We start from the raw sequence: 24,848 nt of genomic DNA, 5'->3' as shown, positions 1-24,848 counted from the left end.
TCAGCCCCCGCTATCGACGTGCTGATCCATGCGTGACAAACGCTTTTGGATATCCACTGTCTCGGTATCAGAGCCCACCTGCGATGTGCCCACCACAACGAAGGTCACAGAGTTCTCGTCGTCATTTTCGACCACGTCGATCTCTGACAGTGTGTTCAAGCGGGGTTCAAACGTTGTCAGCCGCTCGCGCAACACGCCGCGTGTTCGCTTGCTTTGAGCACCATCGCCAAGCGCCCATTGCATCGGAACCCCATAGCAGAGGTTTGAAGACCGCACGTTTTGCAGGCTGTCCGGCACGTCGCATTCGGGTGAGATGGACTGCAGCACGCTTTCCACCGTTGCGGCGATCTGCTTTTCGGTCGTGTCGTTTTCACGCAGGCCCAGAAATGCTGTTGCGAAGCTCATTTATTGAACCCCCTCAAGCTTGCCCGCGCCGAAATCGGTTTTAAGCTGAATTTCTCCAAGGACGTTATCGATCTGGTATTGCGGCCGCACCACCACCTGGCACTGGAACCTTGCGGTATCTGATGCCGCCTCCGTCACCTCAACCCTTGCGCCCTGCAATGGAAAGCGTGCCTGAACTTCGACGGACGCACTGGAGGGCGAGACGTAAGGATCAAACCAGTCGTTCAAAATCTGCTGGCATTCGGCAGCTGTTTTGACCTGCCCGATCAGGGCGCGGATCTGCACCTTCACGTAATGCACAATGCGACAGGCGATCATCACCGATTGTAATTGCGTGATGATTTCCGATTGCGGCACACCTTTGCAATCGGTCACTGAACGGTTCCCCACAAAGTAGGGCGTGTTGTTCTTTGTGCTTTCCGCAAGAACCACAAAGCCATTGTCGGAATAGCCCAGGGCCAGCTCGCGCGTCATGCGCGTCTTGGTGCGCAGGCTGCGCTCGCAGGCTTGGGGGATGGGGTGCTGCGTGGGGGCTAGAACGGCGCCAACCCCGGCTTCGTTTGACACGAGTTTGAGAAAGCCGAACCAGGCGCAGCGATGGAATTCAGCAATCACCGTGCGCAGAAAATCGTAACACCCACTGCCCCAAAGTCCGACACTCTCGCTAGGCCATTGATGGAAGCGGAACCCTAAATCCGCATCCTCGTATCGCCCACGAAGCTGCGTTTGCGGCATGACGAGCCCGAGAAAGCGGGCGTTGGGAACATTGCGCAGCGTCTGCCATGCCCGAAACTCTTCGCCGTTAAGGACATTCGTAATGCGGCGCATGTCAGTGAACCAGGCCGCGTCGCTTTCGCCGAAAAAGTCCTGGCCCACGCCCATGATGATCGGGCACATACAAGCCTCGCCCATCGCGCAGATCAGTTGCGCGGTATAAAGATCGTCGAACTCGGTATCCACGCTCATCGACAGATTGTGGTCGATCATGGCGATGCCGAACGGCTCACCCCCCAGGGTATCAAGCTCGTTGTAACCCAGTAATGTATAAAGCTGAGAGCGGCGTATCTCGCTTGAGTAATGCAGATCCCTGCAAAGCTCGTCCCAGCTCAGATCAAGGATTTTCACCTTGATATTGTCGACGTCAGGCTTTGACCAAACGACGCTGGCAAGGCCCATCCATCTGGCTTCCAGGTCCTGGAATTCGGGCGCTTCGATAATCGCGGTCAGTTGTGCGCTGATTGTATCCTCGATGTCGAGAACCAGCCGCAGCAACAAAGACCGCAATTGCGCCAAATCGCGAAACCGCGCCTTAAGCGCGGCAAGTTTCGCGTCCTCAGCGGTACGCGCAGCACTCTCCGCCGCTTCTGTGGCGGAGAGTACATCGTCTAAAGTTGTGACATCAGCGGTCAAAAACCGGTCCTTAGCCGCCAGGTATCTTGGTTACCATGCGGACAGAGGTCGTCAGCTCTTCCATCTGGAGCCACGGGCGCAGATAAGCCACAGCCGAGTAGGCGCCGGGTTTGCCGGGCTGCTCAATGACGTCAATTGTGCTCTCAGCCAATGGCGTCTTAGAGCGTTCCGCGTTCCCCATCGCACCAGCATTGGTGTACTGGTCGATCCAGGCTTGCAGATCTGTCTTGATGTCGTTGGCTTCCAGGTTCGACCCCAGCATGTCGCGGCCCATGACCTTCAGATAATGGGCAATGCGGCTTGCTGCCATGATGTAAGGCAAACGTGCCGAGATCGCGGCGTTTGACGTCGCATCCGGGTCCACGAAAGTCTTGGGCCGCTGCGCTGTCTGACTGCCGATGAACACCGCGTGACTTGAGTTCTTATAGTGCACCAATGGCAGGAAACCGAGGTCGGAAAGCTCTTTCTCACGTTCGTCGGTCAGGTTCGTTTCAACAGGGCAAGCCTGCTGCACATCGCCCGCATCGCTTTTGAATGTGAGGTTTGGAAGCTGATCAACCTTGCCGCCATTCTCCAGACCCCGAATGGCCGTGCACCAGCCGAAGGCTGTGAACGCGTCATTCATCTTCAGCGACATGTCATAAGCTGCGTTTGACCAAACCAGTTCGCTGTTGTCCTTTGGACGCTGGTTGCCGTCGGCATCGGTGTCAAGCTCGTGGTAGTCAAAGGTCTTCGCCTTACCACCATTTGCGCCATAAGGCAGACGCGCCATGGTTGATGGCAAGGTCAGTGTGACATACCGGCTTTCGTCGCTGTCACGGAAACCGTTCCATGCGGCGTAGGTGGGCGAGTCAAATCCGGCGGCAACCGGGCGACCTTCGGCAAAGCTTTCAAAGCTGTTATACTCGAACATGTCGGGACCAGCGGCGGCAACGAACGGTGCGTGACAGGCTGCAGCGGTTTCCGCCATATATGTCAGCAGCGCCACGTCTTCGTCGCCATAGCCAAAGTAGTAGTCACCGATCAACGCCCCGTAAGGCTCACCACCAGCCGTACCAAACTCGTCCTGATAGAGCGCTTCAAAGAGCGGGCTGCGATCGACGGCCGGTGCATCCTCGAACTGCTCAAGCAGCTCTTCCTTGCTGTAGTCGACCAGCTTGATCTTTTGCTGAGGCCCAAGCTCGGTGTTCCGAACCACCTTCTGAACGCCACGCCAAGAGCCTTCCAGCCGCTGGAACTTGTCGTTCTGCATGATGGCCGACATCTGCTTTGACATGATCTTGTCGATCTCGGCCACGGCCTTGCGGATTGTCACGCCGACATTCTGGTCCCACACCAGTTGACCATCCATCGCCTGTCCGGCGAGGACCGAAAGAAGCTCTTTCGTGGTGTCTTCGGGGGTCTGCGTTGTGGCCTCCAGGGCACGATCCAGGAGGCTGAGCTCTTTTGTTTCTGCGGCGGCTGCGCCGCCTGCGGCTTCTGCTTCTGACATTAGCCCTCACCCTTTTCTGTTGGTTCGACGCCGAGTTCTTCGCCAAGAGACTTCACCAGATCAGCGTCCTGCAGAATTTCTTTCAGCACCTTCTCAAGATCACGCGACCGATCAGCTTTCGCCACCAGCGTCATGAGCTTTTCGCGCGTTTCCGCGAGTTTGCGAAGCGGCTCGACCTTGTCAACGATTGCATCTGGTTCGAAGTCTTTCATCGATTTGAAATCGAGGTTCACTTCGAACTCGGACCCGTCATCCTGCACCTTGTTTTCGACAGTGTAGGTCAGTTGCGGGCCGACGCGGGACATCACTTCGTTGAAGTTATCCTTGTCGACGCCGTAAAACGTCCGCTCTTCCAGATCTTCCTTGTCTTCGCGATCACCGGAGTAGCCCCCGATCATCGCTGTGACGAATGGCAACTCCTTGCTTTGCTTGGAGCCGCCGTCTTCCACGTCGTAAGTAATGCTAACGCGGTTTTTACTTACGCGCTTTTGTTGTGCATTCAGTGCCATGGTTTCTTCCTCCTTGGCGCTACTTCATCGCGTCTTGGTTACCGGATTCCAGCTTACCAAGCTTGAGGTCAAATTTCACGACATCACCCTTCTCGACCTTGCCTGCGGCATCTTCGTAGTAGTGGGTGATGGAAAGTGTCGTGAACGCAATTGTCAGAGCGTTGCTGCCCGGCGCGGCAGAATAGCTTGAAATCCGTGCTTCTTCCATCGTGATGATCTGTACAGGGATCAGGCCAGAGCCGTCGTTTTTCGCTTTCGTTTCAACGATTTCGAAGGTCTTACCTTTGTCACCAGGTGCAAAGAACAGCGTCTCAAGGATACCCGATGCGCTGTCTGCTTCACGCTGAATCGATACGTCACCAAGGGTAGGGACACCTGTTTCGGCATCACCTGCCGAGCCGACCGCGACAAACACGGAGCGGCTGAAACCAAGAGAAAAAGACCCAACCGGGAAAAAACCCTTCTTGGATGCGATTTCTTTGACGCTCGCCATGCCTTTGAAGTCATTGATCCCGTCAATGCGCATGTAGATGTTAGCCATTTTTCACCTTTAATTTGGAGTGGGTTTGAGAGAGGGGGTTAAACTTGATTTCACCATTTGAAATCTTCCATCGGTAGATCGTCTTCCGGATCAGTCGTGGATTCTGGATCAGCCTCGGCCACGGGCTCTGGAGCCGCCTCGCTTGGCGCGGATGTTGCGGCCTGGGGCTGGCTGGGTGCCGGCGATGCTGCGGGTGCAGGTGTTTTTGAGGGTGCCGGGACCGCAGCGGCATAATTGTCGAGGGTCGGGTGTTCCACCCCGCCAGCAGGCGATGCCCCGCGACGCCCGAAGTTATCGGAAAAACCCTGGCTCTCAAGTCCGGTCATCAGCGCCATTTGCGACATGCCAACACTGCCTTCGGTGAGGATTTCGCGATAAAGTTCTGCAGCGCTCAGGTTGCCCCAGCGCACCGCGCGATCAAGCAAAAGGCATATCGGGGAATGCGGTTCGGTCTGGCGGAAATACTTTGCGAGCTGTGCAATGGCCATCAGCGCTTCATGCCGGTTCCCGACATCGGCATTAAGACTGAAACCACCACCGCCCTTTCTGACTGGCGCACCGCCGGTCGGCGCATCGTCAGCACCGGCCTCGCCGTCATCTTCGGTTTCTGCCGCTGCCTCTTCTTCCTCGCCCGGCCATGGAAAGCCCAGCCCTTCGACAAGAAGCTGGCAAACACGCAGAACATCTGACACCAGACGCGTGCCATAACCGATCAGCGGCGGGGTCTGCCCATGCGCATTGGCATAGGTTTTGACAGCCGCATCAAGGCGCGGAATGAGCTTCTCAAGCTCCTGCAACGCCTCTACCAGCTGTGTGAAGGTTTCAGCTTGCGCGCCAATGACCTCGGCCGCTTCGGCGCGCAGCGGGTCCATCGCGCCGTCTTTCTCGGCCGAGATTGCCCTTCCGTATGTGACCTCACCCAAAAGCGGCAGATTGGTGATCGGCGCGTTCAGCAGACCCGATCCTTCAACCTCACCAAATAGCTGGATAAAGGGGCGCAATCTCAGCTCGGCAATCTCTGCCGCGCGCCCCTCGTCCGTATCCGCCTTGAGCTTTTCTGGCGGCGGCGCGGGCTGCATGTCAGCGACGGATTTTTCCACGAGGTTGGTCAGAACTGCCATCGCCTCTGCCGTTTTCGGCAGTGGTCTGGCCCCGTGAAGCTGTGCCGCGACAAACCACGATAGAATCTCCAGATCCTTCGATGTCTCGATCAGGCACTTTTCACATGCTTCCGAAAGCGCCATCCAAGCGGTTGTGTTCGCCCCTTCGAGCTCTTCGTTTTGCAGGGATTCTGGTGTCTCGGAATAACTCCTCCACGCCGCTTGAGAGGCATTAAAGAGGTTTCGCAATCCGCGATATGTCGCGCGATCACCTTTGAGGTAAATCCCGAACGGCAAGTCGCCCGGAATGGGTTCCTCTAGATGGTTCACTGAACAACCTCCGCAATCCCAAGAAGCGAAAGCGGTGGGTACAGCTGCAACGCCTGCGCAGATTGCATGTTGAGGATCACCGAAAAGCGGTTGAGCGACTTGACCGGCAATGCGCCGGGCGCGTCACCTTCCAGCAAAACCTGCTCAGCCTGCACAGCAGCCAGGCGCCCGACATTGGCGTAGCTGGTCCCTACCGCCATCAACGCGCCGCTATCGCGTACCATCTGTGTGTAAGCACTGAAGACCGGCAGATCCAAAGCCGTCGCTGCCGCAACAAACGCGTCCTGATGCTCCAGGTTGAAAGAGCTTGACCCGACATAGATCGCCTCGGCACCCCTTTCCTTCAGCGCAGCCATGGCAACCGGGATCTGGGCAGGGTCAACTTCGCCTTGCGCGTCCTGCGTGTAAAGCTCTTCGATGACTTCGAACTCCAACCCGCCGCTGATCGCCTGCAGCTTGGCCGTGTTAAGCTGAGAGTTCAGCTCACCCGGGTCATTGATCACACCGAGCCTCTGGGGTCGGTAGTATTCGAACATCAGTTGCATCTGCACCTCTTCGGGCACGCGATTGCGTACACCTGATATCAGCGGACGTCCGGTTGTTTCGTAACTTTCAACAATATCGGAACCGACAGGATCGGCAACAATCATAAAGAGAGCGGGCACGTCGCCCAATGCACTTTCTTCCCCGTAATCCGCACGCGTGCCCAGGATGCCCCGTGTCACGCTTGTGCCCCATGTCACAACGAGATCAGGCTCTTGGGCCTTTAACGTTTCCTGAATGCCTGGCAGCAAATCGCGGTCCCGTGCAACGTCGGTGACCTCAACCTCTACGGGTAAGTCGCGATCTTCAAAGTAGCGGATGAAGGCGTTGCAGGCGTCTTCGCAGCCACGCCAGACGACCATGTGCACTTTGGCTGGTGAGGTCGCATCGAACTCTGTCTCAGCCGCGGCGGAAAAGCCAAAGCTGACGATGGCACATGCAGTGAGAAGCAACTTACGCATGGGCAACCGAGCTCCCGCGGCGAAGTGAGAGGAGGGCCATCACGCCGCCAAGGACAGAAACTGTGATGCCCAGGATCGCCGCGACTTGCCCGTAGTCAAGGACCACAAGCATCGCAGCAACCACCACCGGACCAATGACCGAACCGATACGCTCGCTGGTGCGCAGAAGGCTGAGTGCGCCTGTGCGTGTAATGTCGGGGCTTCTCTCGGCCGCTTCCATGGCCGCCACGATCAGCGGCGCTTTCAGGAAGGCGTGCACGACACCCAGCGCTGCGACCACGACAAGTACCATCGCGACAGAGGCGGACTGGTAGAGGCCCAGTAGCACGATACCCGATGCGATCGTCGCAAAGATCACCATCCACAGGTTCTTGCCGAGGCGGTCAGCAAAACCGGAGGCCAGGGGGCTAATCGGAATGATGATCAATGAGTAGAGCATCATGATGCGCCCGATCTCAGACTGAGTTGCATCGAGGCTCGCCAGATAGATCGGCACAAAGAGGTAAAGGAAACCGGTCAGGATAATCTTGGCCGGGATCGCGCAGAACAGAACGATCAGCACGAACTGCGTGTTGCGCATCAGCGTGGCAAGAGGGCTTTTGCTCATGCCAGCTGGCACAACCTTTTTCTCGGGCGCGGGCAGGTCGGTGGACAGCATGTTCCAGCCCATGACCCCGGCAACGGCGGCAAAGACCATGGCGACAAGGAAGACGGGCTTGTAGCCCAGCCAGTCGGCAAGGATCGCGCCGATTGCAGTGCCGCACATTGTGGCGGTCATCAGGACGCCCACGAAAATCGCCATCCCGCGCGCGCGGTTTTCAGCAACAACAACCGCTGCGATGTAGCTTTGGCAGCTGATCGTGATGATCGCATAACCGACAGCGGTAATCGAGCGACCCAAAAGGATCTCGTTGCCACTGGAGGCCATGTAGCAAATGAAATAGCCGCAGATCGCAGGGACCAGACCGGCCAGGAACAGCGTCTTGTTTCCGAACTTGTCCACCAGACGACCGGCGAAAGGCGTGAACGCTGCGATGACGAACATGAACGCCGAAATCGGCAGACCCATCATGATGTCACGCGCGAACAGATCGTTTTCTGAGTAATTCTCGGCCACGAAGAGCGGCAGGAACGACTTCTGCAGTTCTTCGGCAAAGCAGAACACAAACAGCGGAATGCGCGCATCCATGATCGACGCGCTTGAACGTGGCTCTTTCACAAAGAGGCTTGTGCGGTCTGCAAATGCGCGCAGCGAGGCCTTGCGCGCAGCGTCTTGTGTCGCAGAAAGCGCGCGGCTCACCGCGTCGCGCAACCGCGCATTTTGTGCATTCAGCGTCTCGATAAAGGCTGCGATACGCCCGCGTCCACGGCCAATCTGGTACTCCCGCAAATCGCCATCGGCGCGGCGCCGCAGAGCGTTTTCCGCGCGACGAAACGGTTCGGAAAGCTGGCTATTTGAGAAGACAACGACGACTTCCAAAGCCACGAGCGAAACGGCAATCAGGATGACCAACGTGTCAAAAAAGACCGAGGTCATCTTGCCGCTGATATATTCGTCATCGACGGTGGCAAGAACCTGCGCCAGAACGCGGTCTTCTGCGACAATATCAACGGCGACAATCTCGGCGGACGCGTCTGCGCCCGTCAACATAACGGCGACTTCCGTCAGAGAGGCCGCAGCACTCCCGGCCCAGCTGACCGGCGCATCCGCAAGATCAGACGATTCCAGCGCCGACCCGGCAAGGTTCGCCGACCCAATCTGTTCGGGCGTCATCACCTCAAGCGCGCTGATCTCGGCGTGCTCTTCAACAAGAGCGGCCACATGCTCTTCAAGGCCACGGAGTTCGCCGAAGGGAATGCCGATTTCCAAGGCGTATTCAATGTCTTGCGACACAGAGGTCGCAACTGCTTCGGCCTTTTCGATGAGGTAGGGCTTGAGCGCATTGTTGAACTGCACAACTGTCGCGCCGAAGCTCAGGATCGCCACAATGATCATGGCGATTGTTGTGGTCAGGACAAGCCTGCGGGAAAAGCCCGCGATCAGGCGGGTTTGACCAGTGTTCTTCGCTTTACTCATGACGACAAACCTTTGGAACCAAGCTCTTGATTGGAAATCTGATCAAGCTCACCGCGCAACTCATCCACCTTGGCCGCGCCTTCTTTCAGCATCGCCTGAAGTTCGGCGGCCTCTGGTGAGCCGCTATCCCTTTCACGGAAATTCGGCGTATCGGCTGCGCGCGGATCCAATACATTGAAGGCTTGTCTGATGCCTGCGAACTGAAGCATCACGAAGGGGACCAGCAGCACCGCGACAAACACGAAAATCGACAAGTAAACCAGGCGCATCTGCGACAGGGACGCCGTCGCTTCTGACATATATGCATCGGTCTCGGCGACGATGACGATGGCGCCCATGATTGCGCCACTGGAGTCGAAAAGGAGGCGTCCGGTATAAAGCCGCTCGCCTGCATCGAAGCGCGTCATCCTCTCCTGCGAACCGATGACACGGCGCAGCACGCGATCGTTTTCCTCACGCGTCGTTTCAGCACTTCCTGATGACAGAAGCGGTGCGCCAATTGGTGAGACGATGGCGATCTGGACGATGCTGGGATCGTCAGCGCGCTCCCGATCGATAAGATCCTGGAGGCCGGTCATCTCATCGATTGCAAAACCCAAAGCCTCGGCCTGAAGAACCGACCTTTCAATCGAACTCGCCGAAATCTGTTGCCTAGACGACGTTGCCTCGGCCACCAACGCGCGCAGCTTCAACTGGTTCAAGGCCCCTTGAAGCAAAAGCATCGCAACGATCACTGTAAACACCGAGAGGAGTACCTTCAGGTAAAGCTCTCTGAACACTTGCCATTCCATACTCGCACACTTTCCCCAGCTTTATGTTTTTTATTTGTCGCCGGTTTGTCCCAGCTAGATTAAGTCAAAGGCAGTAAGGTCAAATTTGGGGACTGACCCTACATGACTTGGCGTAAAGTGCGCTCATGCGCGTCGTATCTATCAGTCTCGATCTTCCTATCTTGGCGCGCGCCTGCGTGCTCGGTATCAACGATTGGTTAACAGATGGTAACGTCAGATTTTGTGCTAATCCGCACGTACCGATACGAAAACGCGAGAGCGTTCGCCAAAGGCCCTTGTTGGACTCAGCCGCCCACCAAAACGGTGAAGCATCCCATCACAACCGTGCCGCCGTGAGAACATGTATCGCCAACCCGCGCCAAGGGCTTCTTCGACGCCAGGACCGTTGCCGACCCTTTAACAATTGTGTCGGGCGGACCAACGCATGTGGCCGTCGACCCCATGCCAGCTGCCGGCAGTTTGCCAATCAGAACCGTCGGCGCCGAAGGGGCGAGGATCGGGCCGCCTACATGGGGGACCACACCCGTCACCATGGGGCAGACATGCATATCAGTGATGCGCGCAGCGGGAGGTCCGGGCATGCTATCAATCCTTCTGGGAAATAGTCGGCCAGCCGCCTTGAGCGACCTCCAGCCCGGTTTGGTAGGTCACGTCCTGAAGCCGTTCGAATTCTTCTTCCGTGCCGCCCATCAAAAGCGAAACCGCCCCCAGAAGTGCCGAGCTGTGAAGGCCCTTTGGCGGCAGGACAACCGGGCCGTCGGGCGGCCCCATACTGCCCGACCCGTTCCAGGCGACCGCGCTACACAGCCAATGCAACGCTGTTTCGTTGTCAATCTTTTCGGACATATCCATCAGCCGGACGCGAATGCCTTCCTGCGGGTCCTTCACCCATCTCTCGGCAAGGGCGAGAACGTTGCTCTCGTTTTCGTCAAGCTCCGGTCGCATGGTGCGATAAACGGCAATGGCCCAACACACGCCTTCCCGTGGCGGCATGCCAAAGGCAAAGAAGTTGGCGACATCAACAAAAGAGCCGCTTTCCCTGAGCTTCCCAAGGGTGACTTCCGGTGGGTCCTGGGTAACGACGACTTCGGCGGCCTCATCACTGACCGCAAAACGCGAGAGCAGTTCGGCGCTATCGTCAAATGGTATCTTACGCAGCAAAACGTTGTCCTAGTTGATCATCACCACACCGCCCTTGACCGTTGCCATGCCAGTCCCGGAAAGCTCGCACATGGGGCCTTCCACCTTGGCTTGAACCTTGCCCTTGGCGGTGAGTTGAAGTCCTTCAATATTCATCGTCGTCTTGGCAGCCAACTTACCTGTGAGACCTTCAAGATTAAGTGCGGCATTGCTCTTGACATCAACTTTACTCTTGCCAGCAATCTCTACTTTCATGCCGTTGATCTTTATCCCGCTCGACGACAGCTCAAGCGAGTTGCTACCAACCTTGAGTGTGATTTTACTGGTCGCGGTAAGCGCGATTTCCTTGGCGCTGATTTCGTCTTTCTTGGCGATATCGGCGCTGCGGCTATCTGCTTTTTCGGCAATCGCCTTGTCGACGGTGACTTTCCAGTCCTTCTTGATGTTCAGCGTTGAGGTTTCGCCGACCGTCACGGTCTCCAACTTGTCGATCTTGCGGACGACATTTTCGGGCACGATAAGCTCGTAATCCTTCGCCGCCCGCATGGCGAGCAGCTCTTTGCCCTTCTCATCGGTGAACTCAAGCTCGTTTTGTCCACCGTCCAGTTTGGTGACGATCCCCGATTTCTTGGTGTCCTTCTGGGCAAAGGGCGGCTTGTTTTTTGCGTTGTAGACCTGACCCGTAATCACGGGTGCGTCCGGGTCTCCGTGCAGGAACGACACAAGCACTTCATGCCCGACCCGCGGCGTGAACTGCGCCCCATATCCCTTGCCCGCGAATGGCTCGGCCACGCGCAGGAACGCACTGGCCTGCGCATCGCCATCCCAGAAAAAGCGGACTTTCACCCGGCCCTCGGCATCGCAAGAGATATCGCCGGCCTTGGCAGAGGATGAGGCACCCACAACCTCCGCATTGTGCACACCCGCGATGAGCGGTTTTGGCAGGCGTTTCGGGGCGGCAACGTGGTCTTTCGGCACGGCAACAAACTGACAGCTCACCGCATTGCCGCGGGTTGGCGTATAGACGACTTCAATGAGCGTGAAGCGTCCGTGGAACTCGCTTGCACTATCGCTCGCGATATCGATTTCCTGACCGATGAAAAGACCCGGATGCTCGGTCGTGCCACGCAACAGCACCTCTGGCGCCTGTTCGGCGTTGACCAGAACAGTCATCTCATCACTCGCCAGCTTTCCGACCGTCACAGCCCGGTATTCGGTAACAGTTGGCTTTTCGGACGTCTTCGCCTCGCTCGACGCTTTCGGACCACCTTTTGCGAATTTGGCCGTCTCAGCATCATAATGTGTCAATGCAGCGGTATCCGGCCTGAGCGTCCGGTTCAGCGACAGCGACATGGCTTCTTCCAGTTCAACATTGCCAAGCTGCGCATCGGTCAGGGACACGACCTTGGGTTTGTCAGGATAAGGAAGCGACGTATCGTGCAGCAGCATAGTGTCCGCCGCTGACCCGTCATGGAAGTAAAAGGCAAACCCTTCCTCGGCCAGGATCCGGCGTACAAAATCGAGGTCATTCTCATTATACTGAACGACCATGTCCCGCTTGACTTTGGGCTTGCTGCCCTTCACCTGCGCGCGGGCAAGACCATTCCGCGTCAGAACCTCTTTGAGAATGTCGAGCGAGGTCATGCTTTGGTAGATCGCGCTCGCCTTGCTCAGGCCAAGAATGCCGAGCCATGGCTGCACGGTCAGATCCAACAACGCCCGGCCATCAGCATCTTGCGACCGTTCCGCCGACATGATGATCCCGGCGAAGTCGCGCGGGGTGAGCGTCATGTAAGCGTCGGCATCAAGCGCAATTTTGCAGACCTGGCCGACCACGTCTTTCAAGGACTTGGGGTCATGCGCGACAGTCAGACTATACGTCGGCACCTCGGACAGGCGCTCTTCAAATCGAAAGCCTGTGACAACGATGTCCTTGGTACTTCCGATGGTCGCAAGAACGTCTGCAGTGTTGTTTTCCACCATGTCGCCTTCCAGCCCCTCTTTATGATTTTGCCTGCGTGCCAGCGCAGTGCTCTTCGAGCTTATTCAAGGAATAATAGTCAAGCTCCGGACTAGCCTGCCCACGACCCCAGATCATGTCCGGGGCGGATGTGCCAAGGGAAACGGGCCGATGCGGCCATGATGCCAAATCCGTTCCAATGGGCATCGCATGCTCCCAATCAATGATCACCAACCCGCGGTTCGTGACAACAAAGTTTGACGATTTTATGTCCCCGTGAATCAGCCCGGCATCATGAACGACCTGCAGCTTTTGCCGGAAATCCGTCAGAAGTTCGGCCCATTCAGAAAGCGGCACTTCGGTGAGCGTCGGCCCCGGCACATAGGACCGTGTGAGCGTCAGGCCGTCAGATGAACGCGTGAGACTGACGAAGCGAGGCGCCACATCGCCGTCCAAGCGCTGCAATGCACGCGCCTCGTTTTCAAGAAGCGCCTCAGCCACCGCACTTGTCGCCGTCGCAAAGACCTCACCTTTGGCCCCAAATTGCCACTTGGGACCAAGTCCAGCACCGCCATTGTTGTTTGTCTGGCCCGCGTGCAATCTCTGCACTCAGATTAGCAAGAGTTTGTCGCGCAACGGGATCCAGCCACCGGCCTCGGATATCAGCGCCGGCACATCGTATTGGCCCAAGAAGCGTGTCGCACCCCGACGTCGGAAAATCTCAAAGTAAACAGCGCTTGCCGGTCCGTTGGGCTTTTTGGCGCTACCGCCAAATCGACCAGAACTGCCGATACGCATCTCGACATTCGCGCGCCAATGAAGCTCCATCGCGACGCGGTTGACGGCACCCGTCATTGTGGCGGCAATACCCACCTTCGCCAGACCCGCAACAACGTCCGAGGCAATGCCGACGGGGCCGACAGGAATGGCAGCGGTGACCAACTGCCCTCCCCTTACGCCGGCCTTCATAATCTTGCATTTCATGCAGACCTCCAGCCAGTATTGGATCGTCCGGCTTTTGGGATAGCGCGCAGCAATCTCTCGCAGCATCTTAAGGTGCATCAATGTCGACCCGGTCGCATTGGAGTGCTGCACAAGGCCGCCCACATCAACAGCAGTCGCCGTAGATGCAAGCTTGCCCGCAGTCCCGATGCCAGCACTACCGATCTTTTTGTAGGTTCTATGTTTCATGTACTTTGAGCTTCGCGGCGAAGCTGCGTCGTCAAACCCGTTCAACAGAAACTGGGGATTAGGCGGTGCGCTTGGATCATAGCCATGAACTTCCTTACCGGAATCGTAGATCAACTTAGTGATCGCCATCGCGACGGACAAAGCAGTGATGTCCAGCGCTTCTCCGATTGACTCAGCAACCGCCCACGTCAATGTCTCGCCGACATCGTATTTCTCTTCGTTGCTAAGCTGCATTGTGTCTTCCAGTGTTCAAGAAATGTCCTCCAGTGCGCAGGCCAAGTTTCGGCTCAGTGGCGGTCCACACACCAAGACTTGAACGGCTATATCGTGCCGTTCATACAAGCAAAACGGGAAATGACCAAAACGCATTCTGCAAAAAGCTGCCTTCTGACCTCACGTTAGTCAAGAACAATTGGAGGATGAGCGCAGACCGTTCGCACACCTTATGCTTACATGCAGTTGGTGCCGGTACGGCGTCCGGCGAGCGGAGCGGAAGCTCGCCACAGCTTACGAATTGGTCGCCCATCGCATCTCAATGGGCGACCGTGGTGCTGCACGCCACGGAGGAAACCGCGCTCATCGCGCATTCCAACCAGAGCATAACTCAGCTCAAGAAGTCGAACAGTCAGCCACAATTCCTATGGAACCAGCTGTTGACTTAAGAAATCTTGAAATGGATGCCAATTCAATTTGGCAAAGAACTTGCGACTGCGCGTTATACCCGTGTCATGTATTCGTCCGGGTCATATTGTATTGCCTTGTCGGCACCATTCGCGTCATCAGTCAAAAGATAGTCGGCGGCCTCCTGACTTTTCCAGAAATGAATGTATTTCAGGAACTCGGTCAGCGTGTCCTCGAAAAGTGCGTCGTCGACCCCGCGCACATCAATGCGGCAGCAAATTGAAAGTGTTTTGAAATCGGGCGTGAGCGACAGCCGTGATTTCCCGGTCATGCCCCCCTGGTAATTAGCGATCAGCAACGCCTTGTAGAATTCAAGTTCATCTACACCCGCGTAATCCTCAAGGATATGGACCAATTCAACTGTCTGCAGATCAATTTTGATCAAGTCGACAATAATACCGTCTTCAAATTTGATGCTTGCATGCTCTCCACGCCATGCAAGGCTTTCTTTGCCGAGTTTCTGGTTTAGAAAATCAAGAATTTCATCAACCTTTTGCATATCATCTTCCTCTTCTTTGAAATGTTAGTGTTCGTTGAGTGGTGGTTTCTTCTTGCGTTTGATTTAGATGCTGCTGTGCAGCGCAATCATCCGATCAAGGCAAAGCTCTATTTTCTGCAGATCAAAATCGCAGTCCGGTATATTGGCGGCCAACACAAAGGCGTTGCCAACAATACCGGCAGAGATCGGCGTTTGCGTCATCGGATCATGCTGTGCCAATGACAGAAACTGCCGCATGTCACCTGCTGTTTTGGAACTCTGCTCATGCGACTTCAGCGAGATGATCGCGCGCCTGCCATCAGCGCTCGGCGAGAAGCTTAAGAGCCCGGCCCGATCAAAGGCAAAACTATAGCTGCCGTCACTGGCGGGGGCGACATGATCCATACGCAGATTTGCGACAAAGTCGCGAATTGCCTGGGTTGCTCGGGGTGAGAAATGCGGCATCTGACGTTCCTTAAGTCTGCGCGCCAAATGCCGCTTCCTCTGCTTGCGACAACTCCGTCCGCAGACCCAACAATGCCTGGCTCTGATGCAGGCGCGCCTGATCGGAAGCAAATGACCTGTCCGAAACAAGGCGGTGCATATTGTGCAATTCGTTGGCAAAAACGACTTTTGTTTTTTCCTTACCGTCCCCCAATTCGGGAACCAGCTTGCGGGCGTCGCTGAGGCTGGGGGATGCCTTTGCGGCGAAGTTCAAAAAGTCGCTCGTCAGCTTGATCACGGGCTTGTCTGATTTGTCGTCTGCAATGAAGTCCGGATCAATTCGACGTGTTTTCTGAAGAACGCGATCTGCCTCGGTTACCACAGTGCGCATTTCTTTCAAAACGCCCAATTCGCGTGTCAATGCACCAACGATAACAGGATCAGCTTTGCTGTCGGAATTGGTCAACTCATGGCCCGCTGTCTGCAGGAACAAATCGATGACCTCGGAAAACTGGCTCCGCATATTGTACTGCGATAACTGGTCGAAGAGTTGGCCCATATGCTTTTCGCTGCGCAGCATCTCTCGGTAAGTGTCACGCAGTGCGCCTGGCGATGTCTCAAACGTCGGGGCTTTTTCGGATGCAGCGTGCGCGATCGTATAGCCGGCCTGAATATCGCGTTGGATATTCGGGTCGTCATAGGCGCGTTCCGCTTTATCAAGCAGTGCCCTGAACGGTGCCTTCGCTTCTGTGCCTTCAAAATAGCGCTGTGCCGCTTGCAGGGCAGCGAACTGATGCGTGACGTCACCGTCATAGTCGCGCAGCGCTTCAAGCAGGTCATCGGATGAAACGTGGCCGCCACCGTCCAGTATGTCCGAGAATTCCTGCAACTGATTGGCAAGGTTGAACAAAGCCGCCTCACGCGGCATATCCGGCAGCTTGTCATCATAGGCGGCGATGTAATCGACAATCCGCTTGACGGCCTCCGCATATGCGCCGGCGCCTTGCCGGATCTTGGCCTGACCGAGCGTCTTTTTGTCCGCAAACTTGCCAACGGCGTTCCCGATCTCTTCCTGAATATCGCTGATATCCGAATTCTTCATCACAGCCGTCGCTGCATCACCTTTGCGCTCACCGCGGTTCGCCTGAAGCAGTTGTCCACCAAGTTCTGACTGCACGTTCCCCGACGCGATATTCTGTCTGGTGATGTTGAGTTCGCTCATCTTCTTCCTCGTTCCGGCCGCAATTGGCACTGGGGACAACACGTCATGTTTTAGCCGATGGAAGACCGATCACTGTATCGAACAGTACAGCAGCGGAAAATCTGTCCGTTAGGTTGATGGCGAGAGCGGCGATCTTGAAGTCGCCCCGACGTATTAAGGAAAGAAACCAGATTTGACGCAGCAGGCTTTCAAACAACCCGACGCGACCAACGTGATCGGCATTGTCCAAAAAGATGCGACACGCAGGCGGGCCGCCTATCAGGGTGTCTTCGACGAGATGGTCAAGACGCTATCCGTTCTCTCAAGTCATCCGCTTCTGAAAACCGACACGCAATTCCTTGGTCTCGTTGATGGGCTGCGCGGTGTGGATGATGGGGATGCCTTTTACGATCGCGTTGCCGGGCTGCAGGCCTATGTGGATCGCGTGGCGCGGGCCCATGGTGTTGCCGTAAAGGTCGGTAACGATGGCGCAACAGGCGTTGCCCTCATCCATCAGAGGCCGCAGCACCTAAACGACCCCACCGATCAGCCTATTCAACGCACAAGATTACAGGTGAGATAACATGCCAGAGGTTAGTCGCCCCACCGGGAATGTCTTTCTCGATACGATTCATCCCGAAATCCCAGAACCACGCTTGCCGCCACCCACATCGCAGATCAACGGATCCGCGGCAGGCGCCACAATTCCTGACGGTGTCAGCAACACGGATGCGCCGACGAATGCGGAACGCGCGGATGCGCTTTTTCCGTTTTTTGACGGGATCAACGAAACACTGGCGGCCAATCCGATCTCGCAAGATGGCCTGACCGAATACCTGTTCCCCGGCGCTTTGCCGACACTCGAACCGGAATTCGATGCAAACGGCAACCCGATCAATGTCGACGCGGATGGGAACCCATTGCCGCCGGGCCAGTTGTTCGCGAATGTCGTCGACATTCCGCCAAACCCCAACGACTTGCCGGTTGAGGATTTCTTTGGGTTTCATTCCAGCCATCAACTTCAATATGTGTTGCAGTTCGGCGAAGAAATTGAAGGCACCGACGGTGCCCGTCTTGCCACTTTTGAACAGGACGGGAACCGCTTTGATGTCGTTGCGATCCCAGGTGAACGGCGCATCTTTGTGTTACAGCAACTGACCAAGGCCGACCTGGCCATCATCGCACCGGAAACGGGACAAGCGCTTGCTGCCGCAATTTCGAGTGATGCGATTCCCAGCGCGCTGAGAACACAGATCGAAAGCGCGATTGGCGCGCAATCGGGGCAGGCGGCGACGGATGCCCTGAGTGATCTGATTGATGATGCGAATGCCCAGATTGAAGGCTTTTTCAACACGTCGGGCGCTGGCAATTTTTCCGCGGCCCAGATTGAGGAATTCAAGGCGGCCTTCACTGACCAGATCGACAATATTCAGACGCGCGCCGAACAATCGAGCTTTTTCGATCTGATCGAAATTCGCAGCCGCATTGACGCTATTGTACGCCGTGCGGAGCGTGCGAATGAGTTCTTTATTGTCGTTCAAACGCCGCCATCTCCGTTAGGAGACGGCGCTTCAGGCCTGATCACTAACGTGAATGCCCCCGTCGGCGATGATGGCAGTCAAGCCGGTCTGAGAAGCGCATTTGACACATTCATAGCGCAGGAAACACGGCTGCGCGATCTCGATAACCAACGTCTACAATTGGCGCAGACGGGGCTTTTGAACGGCGGTCGCGCGCTGGATGGGCCAAGCCTGATTGCCATTTTTCAGCTGAATTACAACCTGACGCGGGAAGCGGAGGTGAATGCCGAGACAGAAGAACTGAACCAGCAAAATGCTCTTTTGCGCGTTTACGCGGATATTCAGCAACTCGTGAACGATGCCTTGCGTGAATTTGGAACCGGCGAAGATGGTGCAGAGGAAGAGCGGAATATTCTGGGACGAGAAAGCGACACAGACAATCTCAACAACCTTAGTGAACGCGAACGGCTCCTGATATCATTTGTTGAACGAGGCACACGCAACAACAGCACGGTTGATCACCCGATCGAGGCCTTGCGCAATATCAATCGACCGACATTGGATCTGGTACAAAGCGATGATGGAACACTGAACCGGTTCTCACAAAACGAGTTGAACATCTTCGCCAGCCAACTTGCGGATACGGTCACTCAGATCAACCAGGAAAGTCAGATCCTCACCAACGAGATCTCGAGCCTGAACCGGGAACGCAATCGGAATTTCGATCTGGCAAACAATGCGCTGCGCCGACTGAACGATGCACTCCTGAACATTTCGCGGACCTAAGACATGCGCGTTCAGAGACTTGATAGTGGCCTTGCGGAGATATCGCGTTGGCAGATTGAAGATGAACAGCATCTTCCGCGCGATGGGGCACTCACACAGAAATTTCTGCCGCAGCCACAAGCGCTTGATCAGATCCTCTATCGTCCATCGCTGGATGAACGGCTGCCCAACATGCTGGAACCCGATGTGGTCGATAAGGACTTGCTCGACCCCTCCACGCTGACCGAGGCACGATTGAGCGCACTCCGTGTCTTTAAGGATGCAAGCGCGGATGCCGATGGCGATACGCGCGCAGCACTCGATGGCGTCGCGCAAATCCTGACGCAGGAAGTGAAGCTCGACCATGAAATCCGTGCTGCACTTGCCGCACTCTTCAAGGGTTAGCCGCGATGAGTGTTTTAGTGGATGTCCGGTCACCCCTGTCAGATCAGCAACGCGATTATCTGTTGATGACTGTCTTTGTCTTTGCCCGAAACGGCGAGACGCAGCGCGCAAAACAGATCGTGGATGGCCTCTTGGCCATAGGTGAACGTTCAACAAAGGTGCGAACAGCGCAGGCCGTGCTGGCCTTTTTGGCCGAAGACTACGCGCTGGCCCTCAATTGCCTTGATCGGATGGATGGCGATTTGCACCAGGACAAACCATTAAATGATGAGGCCGCACGGATGCGGCAATATCTGCGCGCGCGGTGCTATTACAGTGTCGGGCGTGAGGATGAGGCCAGCGATATTGCTGCACAGATTTCGGCCGCCCGATGATGGCTCCGAATAATAGTGGCGGTACTGTATTCTACAGCACAGCAGCGGTGATCAGCGGCACTAATCTCCAACCAACGCAATGATCAGGTCACCCAATGTCCATTCTCGATTTAGGCTTTGATAGCCCAGAAGCACTCTTGGAAGACGTCAAGGACATGGCGCCTTTCATGGATGCAATGATCGCGGATCTTGGCCTGTCGGAAAATGGCGCCGTCCAATCCATCCGTGATGGTATTTCGCCGCATATTGTACTTGGGCTGAGCGACGATCACTTGGATGCAATTTTTGCGACGGGCCTGAATTATATGCAAGCTGGCGAAGTCGCGCAGGCACAAACAGTTTTTCAGAAACTCGTCACCTTCAAGTCCATCGACTATCGGTTCTGGTATGCACTTGGCACAACATTTCAAACTCAGGAGCGCTACGAAGACGCCGGGCGCGCCTATCTGATGTCGCTGGCACTCAAGGCCACGGATGTTGACGGATATCTTCGGCTTGGTGAGTGCCTGCTGGCTGCTGGCGAACTTGAGAATGCACTAGGCAGTTTTCAGACCGCTTTGGCCCTGTGTGCAGACGGGCATGGGCAGGATGATCAACAACAAATTGCGGAACGCCGTGTCGCGTACACGCATCAGCGCCTCGATAACAGCGGCGCAGGTTCCACGTCAATTTCTTAGGAAGGTAGCCGAAAATGGCGGATACGACCATCAGAGAGACCGGAGCGGTCCAGAACATTACTTCGCAAACACAGGATGTTTATGAAAACAGCATAAAGGTGGGTAACGGAAGCGTCGCATCGGCCGGACCAGTACCAGATCCCATCAGCCAGAGTTACGAAGTTGTATCACAGAGCCTGTCGAAATTTTTTCCCACACTGACAGGTGACAAGATCGACATCCTTGTCGCCGAGGTGACGCTGCAACTTAAAGAAATTGTCGGGAAAACCGACACAAATGAGCTTAACGCCAAAGAAGAGCAAAAGCGTCAAAACGCAGCTGAGCAACGTGCCGCTGCCGAGGACGCGCAAAAAGCCCTTGACGATGCAAAAGCGGCGGAAGCGAAGGCCAGGAAATCAGGTCTTTTTGGCAAGATCTTTGGTGGTATCGCGGCGGCATTGGCCATTGTCGTAGGAGCAATACTGATTGCGACCGGGGTCGGCGCTGTACTTGGGGCCGCTCTGATTGTTGGTGGGGTTGCCAGTGGAATGATGCTGGCCGATCAGATTGTCGCTGAAAAAAACGGCGGCACCGGCATGTTTGGCCTTATGGCGACTAAGTTCATGGAGGCGCGGGGCTTCAGTGAGGAAGCCATCGAAAGAAACGCTGCCAAATGGGACAAGGCGTTCAAAATTGTTGCCATAACCGCGATTGTTCTTTCGGCAGTTGTAACAATGGGTGCCGGTTTTGCGGCAAGTAGCGCCTCCGCAGGTTCTGCAGCCGCGGGTAGTGCCACAGGTGCTGCGGCAGCAGCCGGCGGGACGACAGGCACTGTGACTCTTACGGCTGCAAGTAACGTATCGCGCGTGGCGGATCTGATTCAAAAAGTATCAACAGGTGTATCAAGTCTAGCCATGCTGGGGTCTGGGGTGGCAACGGCAACCACCACAGTCTTCAGCTACCAGGCATCGCAAGATCAGGCCGAGGCATTCCGAAATCAAGCCGATGTCGCGCGAACTCAGGCGCTCAACGAACTGTTGAACGACTTCATAGATCAAATACTGACCCGTATCTCCGGGACCACTTCACAATTCCACGCAATGCTGGATGAGGTTGTCGCGTCGGTCAAAGATCGCGGCGATACATTTGCACGTGCTAAATTTGCTGGCTAAAGGGGCGCAAAATCATGGATATCACGACACAAAAAGCGAATGTCGATTACACGTCGACTGCAATTGCAAAAGACGGTGTGCCCGGATCAACGAAGAATACGGTTGATGTCGCAACGGGAATACAAGCTGGCGTTACCGGCGTACCCGATGCGCAGAACAAGGCGTTTCTGTCAGTTGTCAAGAATACGGATCTGGCCCCCAAGGCATCTGAAAGACCGGTATCCGATCCAGAGATCGAGGAGAAACTTAAGCAGATCGAACAGCTCTTGAACAGCTCGAACTCGTCTGATGCCGCGCGTCTTTTGGGGCGTTTGATGGTTGAGCTTGGCGCACTGCAGCGCAAGGAGGCTCTGAATGATCGACTTTTAGCGCGTGACGCAGCACAAGCCGAACTGAAAGCAGGCGCGAACAAAATGGACAAAGCCGCGACTGCCACAATGTCGGGTGCGATTTCCAGTTTGGTTCTTGGCATGGTCAGCGCAGCTGCTTCGATCGCCTATGCAAAATTTTCCGCACAGGCAATGATGAAAGCGCCAGACACCCAGACGGGTAATATGGCTGCACAACAGATGAACATGAAAGGCCAGGCGATTGGCGGCCTTGGCAGCAGTGCATCGCAGTTTTCCAATTCGATGGGGCAGTCAATTTCGCAGAACCACCAAGCGGACCAAGCCAGGGAACAGGCAAACGCCGAAGTCACCAGAAGCGAAGGCGAACTGGAGTCCACCGAACAGCAGGCGCTGCACGAATTCATCACGCAGATGATCCAATTCATCAAGGAACTGCGCGAGATCGAGGCGGAAGAGCTGGGCGTATTCGCAAAAGGCTGACCGCAACCGCAACACCATCGCGACTGAAAGGCACGCGTCTTGACCCAGGTTTTCAGGGACACTGTTCAGGCATTGTGGCAACGCGCCGATCTTGGCGCGCCCAGCTTTGCGTCAGACGGGTCAGCGTCGCTTATTTTTGATGACGTAGCGTTGACGCTTGCCAATTCCGATGATGAACAGGCGCTCGTCGTCAGCACGGAACTCGGCCAACTGCCCGTCGATGCAGCCGGTGATGCCGACAGACTGCAAAGGATACTTGGACTAGGGCTGGCACTTTTGCCGACCCATGACGTTCTCGTATTCCTGCAGGGCGACCGGCTCACCGTCAGCGGCACCTACCGTTATGCATCCGAAGACGTCGCATTGCTTGCATCCCTTTTGTCAGATGTCGTTTCGGCGGCGCAGACACTGCAAGGGCAGATGGGCGAAACCATTGCGCCACGATTGCGGCCCGTCGCGCGGCAAGCTGCAGATGACATCATGATTTTCCAACCATAGGGGCCCCCTTCATGAACATGCCCCGCCCAAAGGCAAAGCCAGATATGCAAAGAGCCGAAATCCCTAAGCTGACTGAAAGCCAACAAAACCTAGGCAATCTTCTGATGAACGGCGCCTTGGCGAAAGAGCTGGGCATCGGTGACCCTGAACGCAATCTCGCTTTGGCAATGGCGAATACAAAGCTGACCGCCGGCAAGGCGGAAAAGGCATTTCCGGATTACGCAATGCTGGTCCTGTGTCGGCCTTGGGATGTCGATCTGCAATGCGGTCTGGCCAATTGCGCCTTACAGTTGAAGGAATACGATGTCGCTCTGCAGGCCGCGTCATCGATCATCGCCCTCGACCCAACTGATTGTCGGGGCTATTATTTCTCGGCTGCGGCATGTCTGGGCCTGGGCTACCATGACGAGGCAAAAGAAGACATCACCGACGCCCTACGCTTTGCTGAAAGCTCACCGCATCGCGCCTTTTATGATGCGTCGCAAAAGCTGAACACATATCTGACGACCAGCCTTGCCTGATGGCCGAGGCTGATCACCAAAATGCCGTTTCGCACCTTAGCCCTGATGCGGCGAAAGCTGCGGCGCAAGTCTTTGCCGCATGCACTGCGAAATTCGGAATTGACGGGGACAGCATCTTTCAGTCGTTTCTCGCCACAGGATCGTTCAAGTCAGCACTTGGGATTACCGATGCGTCGATCGAAGCGCTCTATGGCCGGGCACATCAGCATTTCATGATCGGGCAGTACCGGCGTGCAGAAGAGATCTTTCGCAGTCTATGCGCGCTTGACCGGTCGCGTATCGACTTCTGGCTTGGATTGGGAATTTGCTACCGCATAAGGGGTGATGACGCCGCACTACGTATCTTCGATCAGGCCGCAGCAATCGACCCTTCACATGCCATTCCGCATTTCCACAGATTTGACATCTTCATGCGACGCGAAGACTGGGATGCCGCCGCCGATGCCTGCAAGCAATTTGAGGCGAGGCGCGACGGCGCGGAACATGACAACATCACAAAGACATTTCTGAAGCTGAAAACCGCACTTGAGATGCGCCAGGCCGATATCACGTGACCGAGATTGAACCCGAAGGCGTGATCGCGCGGTGGTTTGATGCGATGCTGATGCGGCATCGTCTGAACACTGAGCGCGCCATTGATGCCAATGAAATTCAGCGGCCAAGTGACGGTGAGGTCGAGGACTCTGTCAACAGCATTCTACAGATGCTGATTGAGTTGCACGAACCGGGCACGCGCGACATTTTTGCGGAGAGCCTTATCCCGCCGTCCGCAACGGCGCGCACTGAACAAACCCATCTCGCACCCCATCAACAATTGGCCGAAGCGTTAAACCACCTTTCAGCCGACGCAAACGCATTCGGGGCGGCGATGGCAGCTCTCGTTCCAGTTGCAGCGGATCACACATTGCTGCGGGCGGAGCCATTACCAGGTTCGGTCATTCCTTATGGTCAGGTCGACGAAGCGGGAAACGCGGATTTGTCGATTTACAACGCATCATACATCCCAGCACGCTACTGGCCCCCCTATGTCCGAACTTCGGGCGGAGCAGAACAAAGCCAAACGGACGAGGCCGAGGTAATCACCTACCTGACGGAAAAGGGCCTCGACAAGGACTTGCTGACGCAAGCGGCGGCCGCGTTCAAAAGCGCATCCGAACGACTGAGATTTTTTGAGCGCCTGGGGGCACTCGTGAGCGTCATGACATACGTTCTGGCAACCCTGCGCCGCGAACTGGCCGACCCGGCATTGTCGGCTGATGACATGCAAGTGTCGGGTTTCACGACAAAAAAGCGCCGGACAATACAGATTTAGCCGACACAGTACTTTACAGCACACCACGGCCATCCGCGCGA

The 24,848-nt window shown here is 55.9% G+C and carries 28 protein-coding genes; 11 read left to right on the top strand and 17 right to left on the bottom strand.

The features are described from left to right. From SLH47_RS22640 to SLH47_RS22560, 17 genes are all read right to left on the bottom strand, one after another. Window positions 1-405, bottom strand: a complete 405-nt coding sequence (locus SLH47_RS22640) for a hypothetical protein (RefSeq protein ID WP_320242922.1) — start codon at window positions 403-405, stop codon at window positions 1-3. Continuing rightward, entirely contained in the window at window positions 406-1,815 is a 1,410-nt protein-coding gene (locus SLH47_RS22635) for a type VI secretion system contractile sheath domain-containing protein (protein WP_320242920.1), read from the bottom strand. A 10-nt stretch (window positions 1,816-1,825) separates the two neighbouring features. Beyond that, window positions 1,826-3,307 (bottom strand): type VI secretion system contractile sheath large subunit, encoded by a 1,482-nt coding sequence (gene tssC, locus SLH47_RS22630; protein ID WP_320242918.1) that lies wholly within the window; start codon window positions 3,305-3,307, stop codon window positions 1,826-1,828. Further along, entirely contained in the window at window positions 3,307-3,816 is a 510-nt protein-coding gene (tssB, locus tag SLH47_RS22625; RefSeq protein ID WP_320242916.1) for a type VI secretion system contractile sheath small subunit, read from the bottom strand. The genes tssC and tssB overlap by 1 nt, the downstream gene beginning before the upstream one ends. Before the next feature lie 19 nt (window positions 3,817-3,835). After that, window positions 3,836-4,357, bottom strand: coding sequence for a type VI secretion system tube protein Hcp (locus SLH47_RS22620; RefSeq protein ID WP_320242914.1), 522 nt, complete (start codon window positions 4,355-4,357; stop codon window positions 3,836-3,838). 50 nt (window positions 4,358-4,407) lie between these two features. Next, window positions 4,408-5,787, bottom strand: coding sequence for an ImpA family type VI secretion system protein (locus SLH47_RS22615; RefSeq protein ID WP_320242912.1), 1,380 nt, complete (start codon window positions 5,785-5,787; stop codon window positions 4,408-4,410). Beyond that, window positions 5,784-6,791, bottom strand: a complete 1,008-nt coding sequence (locus tag SLH47_RS22610) for an ABC transporter substrate-binding protein (protein WP_320242910.1) — start codon at window positions 6,789-6,791, stop codon at window positions 5,784-5,786. Before SLH47_RS22610 ends, SLH47_RS22615 begins: the two co-directional genes overlap by 4 nt. Then, window positions 6,784-8,868: an MFS transporter gene (locus SLH47_RS22605; RefSeq protein WP_320242908.1), complete on the bottom strand. Its 2,085-nt coding sequence runs from the start codon at window positions 8,866-8,868 to the stop codon at window positions 6,784-6,786. Before SLH47_RS22605 ends, SLH47_RS22610 begins: the two co-directional genes overlap by 8 nt. Then, complete coding sequence (locus SLH47_RS22600) at window positions 8,865-9,659, bottom strand: hypothetical protein (RefSeq protein ID WP_320242906.1); 795 nt, start codon at window positions 9,657-9,659, stop codon at window positions 8,865-8,867. The genes SLH47_RS22605 and SLH47_RS22600 overlap by 4 nt, the downstream gene beginning before the upstream one ends. A gap of 284 nt (window positions 9,660-9,943) precedes the next feature. Further along, window positions 9,944-10,240, bottom strand: a complete 297-nt coding sequence (locus SLH47_RS22595) for a PAAR domain-containing protein (protein ID WP_320242904.1) — start codon at window positions 10,238-10,240, stop codon at window positions 9,944-9,946. A 4-nt stretch (window positions 10,241-10,244) separates the two neighbouring features. After that, window positions 10,245-10,820 carry a DUF6931 family protein gene (locus SLH47_RS22590; RefSeq protein ID WP_320242903.1) on the bottom strand — a complete coding sequence of 192 codons (576 nt, stop codon included), beginning with the start codon at window positions 10,818-10,820 and terminating at the stop codon, window positions 10,245-10,247. Window positions 10,821-10,829: 9 nt separating this feature from the next. Beyond that, window positions 10,830-12,779 carry a type VI secretion system Vgr family protein gene (locus tag SLH47_RS22585; protein ID WP_320242902.1) on the bottom strand — a complete coding sequence of 650 codons (1,950 nt, stop codon included), beginning with the start codon at window positions 12,777-12,779 and terminating at the stop codon, window positions 10,830-10,832. A 22-nt stretch (window positions 12,780-12,801) separates the two neighbouring features. Continuing rightward, window positions 12,802-13,368 (bottom strand): phosphotransferase, encoded by a 567-nt coding sequence (locus SLH47_RS22580; RefSeq protein WP_320242899.1) that lies wholly within the window; start codon window positions 13,366-13,368, stop codon window positions 12,802-12,804. Next, window positions 13,369-14,184: a hypothetical protein gene (locus SLH47_RS22575; protein ID WP_320242897.1), complete on the bottom strand. Its 816-nt coding sequence runs from the start codon at window positions 14,182-14,184 to the stop codon at window positions 13,369-13,371. It lies immediately after the preceding gene. A gap of 481 nt (window positions 14,185-14,665) precedes the next feature. Further along, window positions 14,666-15,130 carry a type III secretion system chaperone gene (locus tag SLH47_RS22570; protein ID WP_320242895.1) on the bottom strand — a complete coding sequence of 155 codons (465 nt, stop codon included), beginning with the start codon at window positions 15,128-15,130 and terminating at the stop codon, window positions 14,666-14,668. 63 nt (window positions 15,131-15,193) lie between these two features. Next, the gene (locus SLH47_RS22565) at window positions 15,194-15,601 is read right to left on the bottom strand and encodes a hypothetical protein (protein ID WP_320242894.1); all 408 of its coding nucleotides are present in this window, start codon (window positions 15,599-15,601) and stop codon (window positions 15,194-15,196) included. After that, complete coding sequence (locus tag SLH47_RS22560; RefSeq protein WP_320242892.1) at window positions 15,585-16,775, bottom strand: HrpJ domain-containing protein; 1,191 nt, start codon at window positions 16,773-16,775, stop codon at window positions 15,585-15,587. The genes SLH47_RS22565 and SLH47_RS22560 overlap by 17 nt, the downstream gene beginning before the upstream one ends. 172 nt (window positions 16,776-16,947) lie before the next feature. Between SLH47_RS22560 and SLH47_RS22555 the strand changes: the two genes are divergently transcribed. From SLH47_RS22555 to SLH47_RS22505, 11 genes are all read left to right on the top strand, one after another. Continuing rightward, on the top strand, window positions 16,948-17,337 hold the full coding sequence (locus SLH47_RS22555; protein ID WP_320242890.1) for a hypothetical protein: 390 nt from the start codon (window positions 16,948-16,950) through the stop codon (window positions 17,335-17,337). Between the two features lies 1 nt (window position 17,338). Next, window positions 17,339-19,060 (top strand): hypothetical protein, encoded by a 1,722-nt coding sequence (locus tag SLH47_RS22550; RefSeq protein ID WP_320242888.1) that lies wholly within the window; start codon window positions 17,339-17,341, stop codon window positions 19,058-19,060. A 3-nt stretch (window positions 19,061-19,063) separates the two neighbouring features. Then, window positions 19,064-19,444, top strand: a complete 381-nt coding sequence (locus SLH47_RS22545) for a hypothetical protein (RefSeq protein WP_320242887.1) — start codon at window positions 19,064-19,066, stop codon at window positions 19,442-19,444. 5 nt (window positions 19,445-19,449) lie between these two features. Then, complete coding sequence (locus SLH47_RS22540) at window positions 19,450-19,818, top strand: hypothetical protein (RefSeq protein ID WP_320242886.1); 369 nt, start codon at window positions 19,450-19,452, stop codon at window positions 19,816-19,818. A 95-nt stretch (window positions 19,819-19,913) separates the two neighbouring features. Next, a complete protein-coding gene (locus tag SLH47_RS22535; RefSeq protein WP_320242885.1) occupies window positions 19,914-20,495 on the top strand; it encodes a tetratricopeptide repeat protein in 582 nt (193 codons plus the stop codon). Window positions 20,496-20,509: 14 nt separating this feature from the next. Continuing rightward, window positions 20,510-21,646: a type III secretion system translocon subunit SctE gene (sctE, locus tag SLH47_RS22530; protein ID WP_320242884.1), complete on the top strand. Its 1,137-nt coding sequence runs from the start codon at window positions 20,510-20,512 to the stop codon at window positions 21,644-21,646. Between the two features lie 14 nt (window positions 21,647-21,660). Further along, complete coding sequence (locus SLH47_RS22525) at window positions 21,661-22,476, top strand: hypothetical protein (protein WP_320242881.1); 816 nt, start codon at window positions 21,661-21,663, stop codon at window positions 22,474-22,476. Window positions 22,477-22,515: 39 nt separating this feature from the next. Next, window positions 22,516-22,974 carry a type III secretion system chaperone gene (locus SLH47_RS22520; protein ID WP_320242879.1) on the top strand — a complete coding sequence of 153 codons (459 nt, stop codon included), beginning with the start codon at window positions 22,516-22,518 and terminating at the stop codon, window positions 22,972-22,974. Between the two features lie 11 nt (window positions 22,975-22,985). After that, on the top strand, window positions 22,986-23,495 hold the full coding sequence (locus tag SLH47_RS22515) for a hypothetical protein (RefSeq protein WP_320242878.1): 510 nt from the start codon (window positions 22,986-22,988) through the stop codon (window positions 23,493-23,495). Beyond that, the gene (locus SLH47_RS22510) at window positions 23,495-24,049 is read left to right on the top strand and encodes a hypothetical protein (protein ID WP_320242877.1); all 555 of its coding nucleotides are present in this window, start codon (window positions 23,495-23,497) and stop codon (window positions 24,047-24,049) included. The genes SLH47_RS22515 and SLH47_RS22510 overlap by 1 nt, the downstream gene beginning before the upstream one ends. Continuing rightward, complete coding sequence (locus tag SLH47_RS22505) at window positions 24,046-24,807, top strand: hypothetical protein (RefSeq protein WP_320242876.1); 762 nt, start codon at window positions 24,046-24,048, stop codon at window positions 24,805-24,807. The genes SLH47_RS22510 and SLH47_RS22505 overlap by 4 nt, the downstream gene beginning before the upstream one ends. Window positions 24,808-24,848 lie beyond the last annotated feature (41 nt).

The organism is Cognatiyoonia sp. IB215182, from assembly GCF_033963905.1.
Classification (GTDB): domain Bacteria; phylum Pseudomonadota; class Alphaproteobacteria; order Rhodobacterales; family Rhodobacteraceae; genus Yoonia.
Note: the sequence above shows the minus strand (reverse complement) of the source record. Positions and strands in the feature narration are given on the sequence as shown.